General features: G+C 41.3%; 13 protein-coding genes. 12 read left to right on the top strand and 1 reads right to left on the bottom strand.

From position 1 onward, the window contains the following. The 11 genes from V7783_RS11380 to V7783_RS11330 form a co-directional block, all read left to right on the top strand. On the top strand, positions 1-610 hold a 610-nt coding region (locus V7783_RS11380; RefSeq protein ID WP_335678807.1), incomplete at its 5' end, for an ISAs1 family transposase. A gap of 20 nt (positions 611-630) precedes the next feature. Continuing rightward, positions 631-1539 (top strand): heme o synthase, encoded by a 909-nt coding sequence (cyoE, locus tag V7783_RS11375; RefSeq protein ID WP_335678806.1) that lies wholly within the window; start codon positions 631-633, stop codon positions 1537-1539. After that, positions 1536-2159 carry an SCO family protein gene (locus V7783_RS11370; RefSeq protein ID WP_335678805.1) on the top strand — a complete coding sequence of 208 codons (624 nt, stop codon included), beginning with the start codon at positions 1536-1538 and terminating at the stop codon, positions 2157-2159. The genes cyoE and V7783_RS11370 overlap by 4 nt, the downstream gene beginning before the upstream one ends. A 174-nt stretch (positions 2160-2333) precedes the next feature. Continuing rightward, entirely contained in the window at positions 2334-2606 is a 273-nt protein-coding gene (locus tag V7783_RS11365; RefSeq protein WP_335678810.1) for an STAS domain-containing protein, read from the top strand. Positions 2607-2615: 9 nt separating this feature from the next. Further along, positions 2616-2978, top strand: a complete 363-nt coding sequence (locus V7783_RS11360) for a response regulator (RefSeq protein WP_058561442.1) — start codon at positions 2616-2618, stop codon at positions 2976-2978. 15 nt (positions 2979-2993) lie between these two features. Then, positions 2994-5087: a chemotaxis protein CheA gene (locus tag V7783_RS11355; protein WP_335678804.1), complete on the top strand. Its 2094-nt coding sequence runs from the start codon at positions 2994-2996 to the stop codon at positions 5085-5087. Then, positions 5084-5569: a chemotaxis protein CheW gene (locus V7783_RS11350; RefSeq protein ID WP_335678803.1), complete on the top strand. Its 486-nt coding sequence runs from the start codon at positions 5084-5086 to the stop codon at positions 5567-5569. Before V7783_RS11355 ends, V7783_RS11350 begins: the two co-directional genes overlap by 4 nt. A gap of 48 nt (positions 5570-5617) precedes the next feature. Then, positions 5618-8308 (top strand): methyl-accepting chemotaxis protein, encoded by a 2691-nt coding sequence (locus V7783_RS11345; RefSeq protein ID WP_335678802.1) that lies wholly within the window; start codon positions 5618-5620, stop codon positions 8306-8308. 119 nt (positions 8309-8427) lie between these two features. Next, positions 8428-9252, top strand: coding sequence for a CheR family methyltransferase (locus V7783_RS11340; protein WP_335678801.1), 825 nt, complete (start codon positions 8428-8430; stop codon positions 9250-9252). Continuing rightward, entirely contained in the window at positions 9242-9859 is a 618-nt protein-coding gene (gene cheD, locus V7783_RS11335; protein WP_335678800.1) for a chemoreceptor glutamine deamidase CheD, read from the top strand. The genes V7783_RS11340 and cheD overlap by 11 nt, the downstream gene beginning before the upstream one ends. A 10-nt stretch (positions 9860-9869) precedes the next feature. Next, complete coding sequence (locus tag V7783_RS11330) at positions 9870-10901, top strand: protein-glutamate methylesterase/protein-glutamine glutaminase (RefSeq protein ID WP_335678799.1); 1032 nt, start codon at positions 9870-9872, stop codon at positions 10899-10901. On the opposite strand, the gene V7783_RS11325 is transcribed toward V7783_RS11330, so the two are convergent. Beyond that, on the bottom strand, positions 10898-11929 hold the full coding sequence (locus V7783_RS11325) for a polysaccharide deacetylase family protein (protein WP_335678798.1): 1032 nt from the start codon (positions 11927-11929) through the stop codon (positions 10898-10900). The two genes, V7783_RS11330 and V7783_RS11325, sit on opposite strands and share 4 nt — an antisense overlap. Here V7783_RS11325 and dinF point away from each other — a divergent pair. Further along, complete coding sequence (gene dinF / locus V7783_RS11320) at positions 11906-13240, top strand: MATE family efflux transporter DinF (RefSeq protein WP_335678797.1); 1335 nt, start codon at positions 11906-11908, stop codon at positions 13238-13240. The two genes, V7783_RS11325 and dinF, sit on opposite strands and share 24 nt — an antisense overlap. Positions 13241-13243 lie beyond the last annotated feature (3 nt).

Raw genomic sequence — 13243 nt, 5'->3', positions numbered from 1 at the left:
GCAAGAAATAGCGAAACAAATAATTAAACAAAAAGCTGATTATATCCTAGCGCTCAAAGGTAACCATTCAGGTATGCAGAGTGAATTAGAAGCTTGGTGGCACAAGAGTGAGCGCGAAGGATTGACCAATAGCAACTATGATAAACATACCGAAATAAGCTCAGGGCATGGGCGCATTGAAACAAGGGTTTGTCAGCAATTGCTTATTGATAAAAGCTGGTTAGATAAAATCTACCAATGGTCTGGCTTAAAGAGTGTTATTCAAGTAACCGCTGAGGTTCACGATAAATCATCAGGTACAGACACGATAGAAACGCGTTGGTATATTAGTTCGTTAGCGTTAGGTGCGGAGCAAGCACTTAATGCGGTACGAAGCCACTGGCAGGTTGAAAGTATGCATTGGATGTTGGATATGAACTTTAGGGAAGATGAATCAAGAATCCGTAAGAAGCAAGGACCCCTTGTTTTTAACGTAATGAGAAAAATAGCCATGGCGTTATTTAAACAAGATACAACTAAAACAGCCAGTATGGCGAGAAAAAAGAAAATGGCAGGGCTAGACGATGATTATCGCTCAACCCTGTTAGAATCTGGGATTAAAATGCGCTAGCCGTGTACTTAGGGGCAGTTATGACACAATTAATAGCAATAACAAAGATAGCACCTAGCAAAATTAGCGGCTTGTTGCATGATTACTTAGCAATTAGTAAGTTCAAAGTGGTGGCCATGCTGGTGTTAACTGCATGGGTTGGTTTAGCGCTTGCCCCCGATGTTGGCCGTGGTATTGGCGTACAATTTATTAGTTTACTGGGAATTGGCTTATTGTCTGCGGCAGCGGCTGTGATCAATCATGTAGTCGACAGTGAAATAGATAGTAAAATGGCGCGCACTCGTCATCGGCCCGTTGCGAAAGGGCGGTTATCTAAATCTCATGCATTAAGCTTTGCCGCAGTTATTGGCGTAAGTGGTTTTTTAATGCTGATGATCTGGGCTAATACTTTAACTGCCATATTAACCCTATTTGCTTTAGTCGGTTATGCGTTTATTTATACGTCGTTTTTAAAGCGCGCAACACCGCAAAATATTGTGATTGGTGGGCTTGCTGGTGCAATGCCACCATTATTAGGTTGGGTGTCTGAAACCGGGCAAATGGCGGCCGCGCCCTGGTTATTGGTGATGATTATATTCACATGGACTCCGCCACATTTTTGGGCACTGGCAATTGCCCGCAAAAGTGATTATGAGCGTGCCAAAATACCTATGTTACCTGTTACTCATGGAATCGACTTTTGTAAAACTTGCGTCGTTGCTTATTCAGTATTGCTTACCTTAGTATGCGTATTGCCTTATTTGATCGGCATGTCGGGAATTATCTATTTGCTAGCAGCTACTTTATTAAATAGTATCTTTACGTATAAGGCAGTAAAACTAAAATTGGCAGGAAATGACGATACTGCAATGGATTTATTTCGTTTTTCGATTGTCCATTTAATGTTACTCTTTGTAGCCTTATTTATCGATAAATGGTTTTTTATATGAATAACTTAGCTGTTAAGTGTCGACCTGTGTGGTTGGCGCTAGGGTTACTGTTTTTAACAGCATGCAGTGATAGCGCGATGCCTGAAGTGGAGGCTTTAGTGTACGAACAAGCGCGACCGTTAAGTGATTTTTCTCTACAGGACCAAAACGCCCAACCAGTGACCAAGCAAACGTTACTCGGGCAGTGGAATTTAGTGTTTTTAGGCTATACTAGCTGCCCCGATATCTGCCCGCTGACATTAGCTAAACTGAAGAGTGTTTATAACGCATTACACGCTGATTACCCCCTGCAAATTTGGTTTTTAGCGGTTGATCCAAAACGCGATACAACAGCTAAACGCAAAGCCTACATCGATTATTTTAATCCTGACTTTTTAGCTGTTTCAGGAGAGCACAAAGATTTGTTTCCATTGGTCAGAGAGTTGGGGCTCATTTACGCTATTAGCAACAGTGATGAACCAGATTACGCTGTTGACCACAGTGCTTCAATTGCAATGGTTGATCCACAAGGAGCTGTCAGGGCCATTTTTAAACCTGAGTTTAAACAAGGTAGTGTGCCGTTAATTAATGCTAAATTATTAATCACTGAATTTAAGCAGATCGCCGATTATTACCAATAAGTTAATCTGAACGTGTATTTTCGAAGAATCTAACGGGGCGTTCGCCCCTTTTTTTTGCTTTTATTTTATCCTCGGTAAATAAATTCACTCTTTTTTCAACGCATTTATGGCATTTTCACTAACTCAGTCTAAGCTTTTGTTATGAATTGGTTAAACATGGAAAGTGCTAAGAATATGTTGAAGCTTCCCGCTGAATTAGCAATCACCCAAGTTGAAAATTTACACCAAGATTTATTGCAAGAATTACATAGCAATGATGATGTGTGCCTCGATATAAGTGAGGTTGCACGTGCCGATACGGCTTCAATTCAGCTATTGTGTGCTTTGCAGAAACATTTGTTATGTGTACAGCATAAAATTATTTGGATTGGGCAAAGTGAGTCTTTAAAGAGTGCCATTAATCGCTTAGGCCTAAGTGAATATCTAATACTCGAGAATGCAGAATAAGGGGTTCATATGAAAAGAATTTTAGCCGTAGATGATTCTGCGTCGATGCGTCAAATGGTGGGTTTTACGCTTAAAAAAGCGGGCTTTGATGTTACTGAAGCAAAGGATGGTAGTGAAGCGCTAAGCATCGCCAAGCAGCAAGGGTTTGATGCCGTGATTTCGGACGTCAATATGCCGGTTATGGATGGCATCACTTTGATCCGAGAGCTGCGGACCTTACCCAACTATAAATTTACCCCATTGCTCATGTTAACTACCGAATCAGGTATGGACAAAAAAGTAGAGGGCAAGGCAGCTGGGGCTACTGGCTGGATAGTTAAACCTTTTAATCCTGAGCAGCTATTAGCGGTGTTAAAAAAAGTCATTCGCTAATCTAGGAGACGGGGTATGAGTATAGATTTAAGTCAATTTTTTGAAGTGTTCTTTGAAGAAAGCTTTGAAGGCCTAGATGCTATGGAAGCTGAGTTATTAAACTTAGTACCCGGCGAAGAAGATTTAGAAACAATCAATACTATTTTTCGTGCAGCACATTCAATCAAAGGAGGCAGTGGCACATTTGGTTTTAATTCTGTGTCTGACTTTACCCATGTGTTAGAAACCCTGTTAGATCAAATACGCGAGGGAAAACGAGAACTTACCGCAGAGCATGTTAACTTATTACTTAAATCTGTTGATTGCTTACGGGCTTTACTCAGTGCCCTGCAAGCAGAGCAAGAACCTAATTTAGAAGAAGCTATCGATCTGAGAATTAAGTTTGAACAAATTCTAGGGGTCAACCAAAGCGATTCCGATAAAGTTGAGGCAGAAGAGCAACCAGCGCAACCAGAATTCAATACCTTTCAAATTGATTTTAAGCCTCATCATCACTTATTTAAAACCGGTAACGAGCCACTGTATATGATCAGTGAACTGGCTGAATTGGGCGATTTAGAGACGCAAGCTTTTCATAATGAGATCCCTGATATTACGGACTTAAGTGCCGATGATTGTTTTCTATCATGGCGATTCTTTTTAAATACAGCAAAAGATGAAAGCGCAATTCGAGAAATTTTTGAGTGGGTTGAAGATGATGCTGATATTAGTATCACTCTGTGTGGTGGTTTATTCGCAGAGGAAAACCAGCAAACTACAACAGCAGAGCCAATTGCAGAAAATATCGAATCCCCCTCAACAGTCGCCGAAGTTACTGAAGTTGTCGCGGTTAATTCGAGTAAAAAAGCAGCTACAGTCAAAGTTACGACACCTGCCGCCGCGGAATCAACTTCAATTAGAGTGGGTATCGATAAAGTTGATTCATTAATCAATATGGTGGGTGAGCTGGTTATAACTCAAGCCATGTTGAGCCAAATTGGCGAACAAGAGATAACCGAAGCGACCATTGCTTCTTTGCAAGAAGGCTTAGCACAACTAGCACATAACACCCGTGACTTACAAGAAAGCGTCATGCGTATTCGCATGCTGCCAATTAGCTTTGTATTTAGCCGCTTCCCGCGCTTAGTAAGAGATATTTCGCAAAAGTTGAATAAACAAGTTGAGTTAAAGTTGCTCGGAGAGCAGACCGAACTTGATAAAACTGTGATGGAAAAAATATCAGATCCTATGGTGCACTTAGTACGCAACTCCTTAGACCATGGTTTAGAAACCGTTGATCAGCGCATTGCTGCTGGTAAAAATCCGGTTGGTAAGGTCACGCTTAATGCGTTTCATCAAGGTGGCAATATCGTTATAGAAATCATGGATGACGGACAAGGTCTGAATACAGCAAAAATAAAACAAAAAGCCGTAGCTAATGGTTTAGTTAACGATACGGACGAGTTGGATGATGATGAAATTAATGAGTTGATCTTTATGCCCGGTTTTTCAACCGCAGATGAGGTAAGCGACATTTCAGGGCGCGGTGTGGGAATGGATGTAGTGAGACGTAATATTCAATCACTTAATGGTTCTGTTGAGGTGTCATCTGCCGCAGGTGTTGGCTCCACATTTACGATTAGGCTGCCTTTAACATTGGCTATTTTAGATGGTCAATTAGTTCGAGTAGCGAAACATACTTATATTATTCCACTCATTTCTATAGTTGAGTCCTTGCAGATTGATATCAGTAAAGTGAGCCGAGTTGGCAAAGACTTAGATGTACTTAGGCTACGAGATGAATATATCCCGATCTTACGCTTATACAATATTTTTAATCACCAAGGGGCAATTGAAACGCTCGATAAAACGTTGTTGGTAGTGGTCGAAAGCGACAATCAAAAAATCGGCTTATTAGTTGATGATTTACTATCGCAACAACAAGTGGTGATCAAAAGTTTAGAAGCAAATTACCAAAAAGTAGATGGTGTTTCAGGTGCGACTATTTTAGGGGATGGACGAGTTTCATTGATTGTCGATATTAGTGGCTTAATTAAATTATCAGGGCTGAGAAAGCCTGGAAGCCAAGAGCTAATTATTGAATCGAAAGCAAATTTGGAGGCGTCATGATCTCTGCGCAAAGCGAAGTAGATAGCAAAATAATGCTAGAACAGGCGCAAGGAGTTAAGCAGTTTTTAACTTTTATTATGGCTGATGAAGAATATGGCGTTGATATTTTAACGGTTCAAGAAATTCGTAGTTGGGAAGAAATCACTGAAATCCCCAATGCCCCTGACTATCTCAAAGGAGTCATTAATCTACGTGGCACCATAGTGCCTATTTTAGATTTAAGGTTACGTTTTGGCTTAGCGGCGATTGATTATGGCCCGCTTACAGTGGTGATTGTGGTGAAAGTCTATTTTGAGCAAAACAGCAAGATTATGGGCGTGGTCGTTGATGCCGTATCGGATGTTTACAGTATCGCAGGGCAAGACGCGAAAACAGTGCCTAATTTTACGGATTCAGAGAACTCTGAATTTGTGGCGGGATTGGTTAACGTTGGTGAAAAAATGGTCGCGTTACTAGATCTGAAAAAAACAATGGATATTTAGTGTCTTCACTAAATGAGCAAATGTAAATAAACAAAAAAGGTGAAGGGCATGGGGTGGTTTAGCAATTCTAAAAATTCAAAATCAGATAACGACTTGGTTGTTGAGGCGTTAAATAAGTCGCTCGCAGTCATTGAGTTTGAGCCAAGCGGTGTCATTTTAACTGCTAACGAAAATTTTCTAACTGTCATGGGGTATCGGCTTGAAGAAGTTCAAGGTCAGCATCATGCTATTTTTGTTGCAGAAGATGAGTCGAAAAGTACCGAGTATCAAGCATTTTGGCAGCGTCTGCGAGGCGGCGAATTTATCTCTGACGAATTTAAACGTATAGATAAAAATGGCCGTAACGTGTGGATACAAGCAACCTATAACCCAGTATTAGACGCCAATGGCAGTGTGATTAAGGTTGTTAAGTTTGCCAGTGATATTACCGCACAAAAAAATAAAGCTTACGAGACGGCAGGGCAAATTGAAGCCATTGATAAGTCGCAAGCAGTTATTGAATTTGAGCTAGATGGTACGATTATTTCGGCTAACGAAAATTTCCTCAGCACATTAGGTTATCAGCTCGACGAAATTGTTGCGAAGCATCACCGTATATTTGTAGAAGCAACGTATGCGCAAAGTAAAGAATATCAAGCTTTTTGGCAAAAGCTTAGTCGCGGTGAGTTTGATTCTGGCGAATATTTACGGATTGCGAAGGATGGCTCGGCAGTTTGGATCCAGGCTTCTTATAATCCAATTTTTGATTTAACCGGTAAGCCTTATAAAGTCGTTAAATACGCCATTGATATCACCGCGCAAAAGCAAGCTGAGGTCAAATCGTTACATGACGCTCAATTATCCAAAGCACTGCAAGTGTGCCAAGCCAACGTGATGATTGCAGATAACAATTTAGAAATTGTTTATGTTAATGAACAAGTACAGCGAATGTTGCAAGCCCGTGAAGAGACACTTAAAACCGTATTACCAAGCTTTTCGGTCGCGAATTTAGTGGGTACTTGTGTTGATGATTTTCATAAAAAACCAGAGCATCAGAGAAAACTACTTGCTGAGTTGCAGCAGCCACACAAAACGCAATTGCGCTTAGCCGGGCTTATTTTTACTTTGATCGCGACTCCGTGGCTTGGTACTGATGGCGAACGCCTTGGCACTATTGTTGAGTGGGAAGACATTACTGATGAGGTCACCCGAGCTGAAAAAGAAAAGCTCGAAGCAGAAGAGAACTTACGAGTGCGTCGCGCTCTTGATCGGGTTGCTACTAATACTATGATTGCCGATGCTAGTAACGACATCATATATATGAACGAAGCCGTGCTAAAAATGATGCAGGCTGCAGAGTCAGATTTGCGCAAAGATTTACCGCACTTTGATAGTAATCAGTTAATGGGGCAAAACATTGATGTGTTCCATAAAAACCCAGCCCATCAGCGTAATATGTTGGCTAAATTAGAGACCACTTACAAAACAGAAATTCTTGTCGGTGGCAGAACCTTTGGTTTGATTGCCAACCCCATTTTTACGCCTGAAAAAGCACGCATTGGTACGGTTGTAGAATGGACTGACCGCACCGCAGAAGTGGCTATCGAAAAGGAGATTGCTGATTTAGTGAGTGCTGCAGGCAATGGTGAATTGCAAACTAGAGTTGTGGAAACGGATAAAAAAGGTTTCTTTTTACGCTTAGCACAAGGGTTAAATAGCCTTGTTGCAATTGTTGATGCCGCAGTGTCTGATACGGCAACGATGCTAGATGCATTAGCAAATGGTGATCTCTCTATCCGTATTGAAAAAGATTATCAAGGCTCGTTTAATAAATTAAAACAAGACGCGAATGCAACCGCGGATAAGTTGACGGAAGTGATAAACCGCATCAATACCTCGGCTACGTTAGTGGCCAGTGGTGCAGAGGAAATATCGCAAGGTAATGCTGATCTGAGTCAACGTACTGAAGAGCAGGCCTCATCATTAGAAGAAACCGCATCAAGTATGGAGCAAATGACCAGTACGGTCAGACAAAATGCCGATAACGCAAAAGTGGCGAATCAGCTTGCAGAAGAAACACAAAGTAAAGCGCAGTTAGGTGGCGAAGTTGTTAACCGTGCGGTGACGAGCATGTCAGCCATTAATGAGTCGAGTAAGAAAATCGCAGATATTATTAGCGTGATTGATGAAATTGCTTTTCAAACCAATTTACTTGCACTGAATGCGGCTGTAGAGGCTGCCAGAGCGGGTGAGCAAGGTCGAGGGTTTGCAGTGGTCGCAGGAGAAGTACGTAATTTAGCACAGCGCTCTGCAGGTGCTGCAAAAGAAATTAAAGAGCTGATCCGTGATAGCGTTGGCAAGGTTGAAGACGGTACATTATTAGTGAATGAATCGGGTGCAACCTTGAAAGAAATTGTGATTGCGGTACAAAAAGTAACAGAAATGATTTCTGATATAGCTCAAGCATCAGAAGAGCAAAGCTCGGGTATTGAGCAAGTAAATAAAGCGATATCACAAATGGATGAAATGACTCAACAAAATGCTGCGCTAGTAGAGGAAGCCTCCGCTGCTGGCGAGTCGATGTCTGAGCAAGCAAACGATATGCGCCGACTACTCAACTTTTTCACGATAGATCAGCAAGAAGAGTTAACCATAGCGCCAGCTAAAGCGACAACTGCACCAGCGCGTAGCAGTAACATTCGCAGTAAAGCCCGAGGAAATAACTTTGCAGATTCAGCTGATGAATGGGAGGAGTTCTAAGGTTTCGTAAACAATATCGCAGCTAAAGGCTCTATGCTGTACAAACGGGAGAGCCTTTAGGTTGCAATTGTTTTTAATGTTCAACTGCATCCCTGACGCACTTATTACGAGTAACGGTAATGAAAGAGTTCTTACTAACCGATAGTGACTTTAAACAGATAGCAGCTATCGTTTATCAGGCGTGCGGTATAGTTTTGGGTGAACATAAACGGGAAATGGTTTATTCACGCCTTGCTCGTCGCATCCGAGCATTAGGGCTTACAACGTTTAAGCAGTATTTAACTTATTTAGATAATCACAAAGAGCAAGAATTTAGCGATTTTATTAATGCGATAACCACCAACCTGACTTCTTTCTTTCGTGAATCACATCACTTTGATTATTTAAAATCACATGTTGTACCTAAGTTGTTAGTTGCCAATAAAAGCACTCGACGAGTGCGAATATGGTCTGCTGGTTGCTCAACGGGTGAAGAACCTTATTCATTAGCTATGACCTTGCATGGCTTATTTCCAAGCGATTGGGATGTGAAAATTCTAGCCACTGATTTAGATTCAAACGTATTAGCAAAGGCGCAGTCAGGTACTTACACTGCTGCGAATGTTAACGGGCTAGAAACGCAGCAATTACAACGTTGGTTTTTAAAAAGTAAAGATGGCGAGCAGTTCAAAGTTAAGCCCGAATTACAGCAACGGATCCATTTTAAGCGTTTGAATTTATTGCAGGACTGGCCAATGAAAGGGCCGTTTGATGTCATATTTTGTCGTAATGTGGTGATTTATTTCGATAAAGAAACAAAAGATCAGTTGTTTACACGTTATAGCAATATTTTAGCCGAGCAAGGGTATTTATTATTAGGGCACTCTGAAACGATAGGCAAGGAACATAGTGAATTTAAAAATTTAGGTAAAACTATGTACCTTAAGGTGAGCTATGGAACGTAATTTTAAGCCTGTACTGCATGGCTTTGAGCATATCAAACGGTTTTGGGATTCAGGGCAACAGCGAGTTGTTGCTAAAGTTTTACCCGGCGAATTTTATGTATCAAAACATGATGAAGTGATTTCTACTGTGCTTGGTTCGTGCATTGCAGCTTGTATTTATGATGACAAGCTGGGAGTTGGTGGCATGAATCATTTTATGCTTCCTATTGAAAGAGGTGCAGAGCCTACCAGCGCGCATAGTTTAAATTGTCGTTATGGTAATTGGGCAATGGAATTTTTAATTAATGAGGTGCTGAAAAACGGTGCATCAAGGCAAAACTTAAAAATAAAATTGTTTGGCGGTGGCAAGATTATTCGCTCGATGACCGATATCGGTCTTGGTAATATCCGCTTTGCCCACTCTTATGTACAAGAGGAAGGGTTAAATTTGGTATCTCATGATGTAGGCGGTCCTTGGCCACGTAAGGTAAATTTTAATCCTCAAACAGGCAGGGCACAGGTTAAGAAATTGCGCGAGATGCACAGCGAAACGATCGAAAAACGCGAAATTAATTATTTACACGATATCGAAAAACAAGATTCAAAAACCGATATCGAGTTATTTTAAGGGGCTAACTATGATCAAGGTGCTAGTGATTGATGACTCGCCATTAATACGGCGAGTATTAACAGAAATTTTGCATCAAGCAGATGATATTGAAGTAGTAGGAAGTGCAGAAGACCCTTATCAAGCACGAGAAATGATTAAACAGCTTAACCCTGATGTGTTGACCTTAGATATTGAAATGCCAAAAATGGATGGTATTAGTTTTTTGAAAAACTTAATGCGCCTTCGGCCGATGCCGGTGGTGATGATCTCAACGTTGACACAAAAAGGCTCGCCTATTACTTTGGAAGCGTTGGAACTCGGGGCGGTTGATTTTATTGCCAAGCCGACTGTTAATGTCTCAGAGCAATTTACTCAGTACGCAAAAGTTGTGCAACAAAAGGTGCGTACTGCCGCTACAGCACGTGTTCGCTCCTTTAAGCCCGGTGAGGTTAAGCCACTCGATACACTGCGTGATGCCCAGTTTAGCCACAATAAAGTGCTGGCAATTGGGGCCTCAACGGGCGGCACAGAAGCAATCAAAGAAGTGCTAATGCGAATGCCAGAAAATTGCCCGCCCATTGTGATCACTCAACATATCCCACCGGTGTTTAGTAGCTCATTTGCGCAACGAATGGATCGCACCTGTACCATCAATGTTAAAGAAGCAGAGCATGGCGATAAGTTAGCAACGGGGTGGGCGTATATTGCACCTGGAGATCAGCATTTAAGGGTGATTCAACAAGGCGGTAGTTTATACTGCCAGCTTGATCAAAGTGAGCCGGTCAACCGCCATCGTCCAGCCGTCGATGTATTATTTAATTCGCTTGTTGAGATATGCCCTAAAAACACCCTTGCTGCTTTATTAACTGGCATGGGCAGCGATGGCGCTAAGGGGTTACTGGCATTAAAACAGCATGGCGCGTATACCGTAGCGCAAGATGAGTTATCGTCAGTGGTATGGGGTATGCCTAAAGCCGCAATTGAACTTGGTGCGGCAATAGATGTTGTTTCTCTTGATAAGGTAACTGGGCAGTTATTGAGCCACGCAGTTAAGCATTAATCAACAATTACCCACGGTTGTGAAAACCAATAATAACTACCCTTGTGACTGATTGATGGCGCTGTACAGTTAAATCGAGAGCGACCTTGAGCTAATGGTTTAGGTGAGTTTATAGTCACAGTATCAGCAGCCGGCCATGCTAATGTTGCTTGACCAATACCCGACACATAACAGGCTAACTGACTTTTATGAAAGTCTCCCATATTAAATTTGATACTGATCTGTGGTGGATTTTCATTGGTAACACTGTCTCCATAATTGAGCTCTTGGATTGAAAATGCGCGCGAGTTAAGTTTAGTCACTAAAGTATCAAGCTTGCTATAAAAGCCAGAAGCTGGGAAGCGTGGTAAGCGGCTAAAGTCAGAATCCTTGTTAATGGCTCCGGAATGTTGACCAATTCCGATGAACCCCAGTTTTTTTACTAAATGCTGTAATTGATTATTAAATTCACCATAGGGGTACGCTAAATATTTATAGTCATGGCCAATTTCTTCTTTAATCCGTTGTTGTGATGACAAAATATCTTGCTTGATACGTGCTTGCCATTCGCTGGTGGTTTCATTGGCTAATTTACGGTGTAAGTAATTATGCTCACCACTGTGATTACTGATCAGCGCGCCTTTTTTGGCAAGCTCTCTGAGTTTATCCCAGCCCATTACATAGCCTTTACCTTCATCAATCAATTTTGGATTAACAAAAATGGTGTAAGGATAATTAAACTTCTCTAATATCGGTGCGGCTTGTTCATAATTATTGTTGTACCCATCATCAAAGGTAATTGCCACGGTTTTATCTGGTAAACTTTGACTTTGTTGTAAACTTGCAAGCAAATCATTTAATGCGATGACGTTAAAATCATGTTCTTTTAAATAGTTAAGGTGTTCAGTGAAGGTTTTAGCGCTAACACTTGTGACCGCCGGTAAGGTTTCACTGACATGATGGTATTGCAAAATAACTGCGCTGTGAGCAGGTAAAGATAGCCAGAATAGGATTGATAATACACTGTGAAAAAGTTTCTTAGTCGTCATAAAGCACACCATAAAAGCTTGCTGTTGTTAGCCGGTCCTATGATATTATCAAATATAACCGTGCCACTGTTAGGATTAGTTGATACCGCTGTAATTGGCCATCTCGGCAGCGCTCACTTCCTAGCTGGCATAGCCTTAGGTGCCACCGTGATCTCGCTATTATTTTGGCTTGCGGGCTTTTTACGCATGAGCACCACAGGGTTAGTTGCCCAAGCTTATGGTAAAAAAGATTATCATCAATTAGCCGGGTTATTAAAGCGCAGTTTAGTTTTAGCGCTACTCGTTGCCTTTACTTTAATTGCTTTATCGCCTTTGATCAAACATGTTATGGCATACCTTTCTGGCTCCAGTAGCGAGGTACTTGCACAAGCCTATCGCTATTTTGAGATTCGTATTTTTAGTGCCCCAGCGGCACTTTGCAATTTGGTGTTATTAGCCTGGATGCTAGGGATTCATTACGGCAAAGGGCCTTTTTATTTATTACTTGTCACCAATCTTACCAATATAGCTTTAGATATTTATTTTGTGGTGTTTTTAGATTGGCAAGTGGCTGGCGCCGCATGGGCATCAGTTATTGCTGATTATATCGCTTTTATCTTTGCGTTATTTTTGGTGTTTAAATTAGCTAAAAACATGGCTGTTCCACTGCTTGTCGGTGGCTGGTTCAGTGCACAAAAAATGTGGGCCTTGTTAAGTCTTAATCGTGATATTTTTATTCGCTCTTTAATATTGCAATTGTGTTTTAGCTTTATGACATTTTATGGCGCACGGATCGGTGATATTACTTTGGCAGTTAACGCGGTCTTGCTGAATTTTTTAATGTTAGTGAGTTTTGCTCTCGATGGTATTGCCTATGCCAGTGAGGCAAAAGTAGGGCAGGCTAAAGGTCAAGGAAGTGTGCGACGTATCCACTTATGGGTAAAAATAAGTGTGTTTTGGGGAGCACTTTTTGGCCTTGCTTACAGTGTGTTTTTTGCATTGTTAGGTAAGCAGATAATTACTTTATTAACCGATATACCACAGGTGATCAGTGCCGCAAATAGTTATCTACCGTGGTTGATTTTTATGCCACTTGCAGCAATGAGTTGCTTTTTGTTTGATGGTATTTTTGTGGGTTTAACTCGCGCGAAAGATATGCGTAATACTATGCTGTTTTCAGCTTTAGTTGGTTTTTTTGGTGTTTTTTGGGTGTTTAGTAGTTGGCAAAATCATGGCTTATGGTTGGCGATGAGCTGTTTTATGCTGTTAAGGGGTCTAACCTTAATTGCCCGTTATTGGCAGTTGCGACAAACGGATCAGTTGCTGAATTAAATA

The organism is Pseudoalteromonas sp., from assembly GCF_036960685.1.
GTDB lineage: Bacteria > Pseudomonadota > Gammaproteobacteria > Enterobacterales > Alteromonadaceae > Pseudoalteromonas.
The sequence above is the reverse complement of the archived record's forward strand: the minus strand, read 5'-3'. Positions and strand labels throughout refer to the sequence as shown.

What these genes read in the sequence shown, in the direction of transcription:
- cyoE (WP_335678806.1), top strand. Translation starts at nt 631, where the DNA reads ATGACACAATTAATAGCAATAACAAAGATAGCACCTAGCAAAATTAGC.
- V7783_RS11370 (WP_335678805.1), top strand. Translation starts at nt 1,536, where the DNA reads ATGAATAACTTAGCTGTTAAGTGTCGACCTGTGTGGTTGGCGCTAGGG.
- V7783_RS11365 (WP_335678810.1), top strand. Translation starts at nt 2,334, where the DNA reads ATGTTGAAGCTTCCCGCTGAATTAGCAATCACCCAAGTTGAAAATTTA.
- V7783_RS11360 (WP_058561442.1), top strand. Translation starts at nt 2,616, where the DNA reads ATGAAAAGAATTTTAGCCGTAGATGATTCTGCGTCGATGCGTCAAATG.
- V7783_RS11355 (WP_335678804.1), top strand. Translation starts at nt 2,994, where the DNA reads ATGAGTATAGATTTAAGTCAATTTTTTGAAGTGTTCTTTGAAGAAAGC.
- V7783_RS11350 (WP_335678803.1), top strand. Translation starts at nt 5,084, where the DNA reads ATGATCTCTGCGCAAAGCGAAGTAGATAGCAAAATAATGCTAGAACAG.
- V7783_RS11345 (WP_335678802.1), top strand. Translation starts at nt 5,618, where the DNA reads ATGGGGTGGTTTAGCAATTCTAAAAATTCAAAATCAGATAACGACTTG.
- V7783_RS11340 (WP_335678801.1), top strand. Translation starts at nt 8,428, where the DNA reads ATGAAAGAGTTCTTACTAACCGATAGTGACTTTAAACAGATAGCAGCT.
- cheD (WP_335678800.1), top strand. Translation starts at nt 9,242, where the DNA reads ATGGAACGTAATTTTAAGCCTGTACTGCATGGCTTTGAGCATATCAAA.
- V7783_RS11330 (WP_335678799.1), top strand. Translation starts at nt 9,870, where the DNA reads ATGATCAAGGTGCTAGTGATTGATGACTCGCCATTAATACGGCGAGTA.
- V7783_RS11325 (WP_335678798.1), bottom strand. Translation starts at nt 11,929, where the DNA reads ATGACGACTAAGAAACTTTTTCACAGTGTATTATCAATCCTATTCTGG.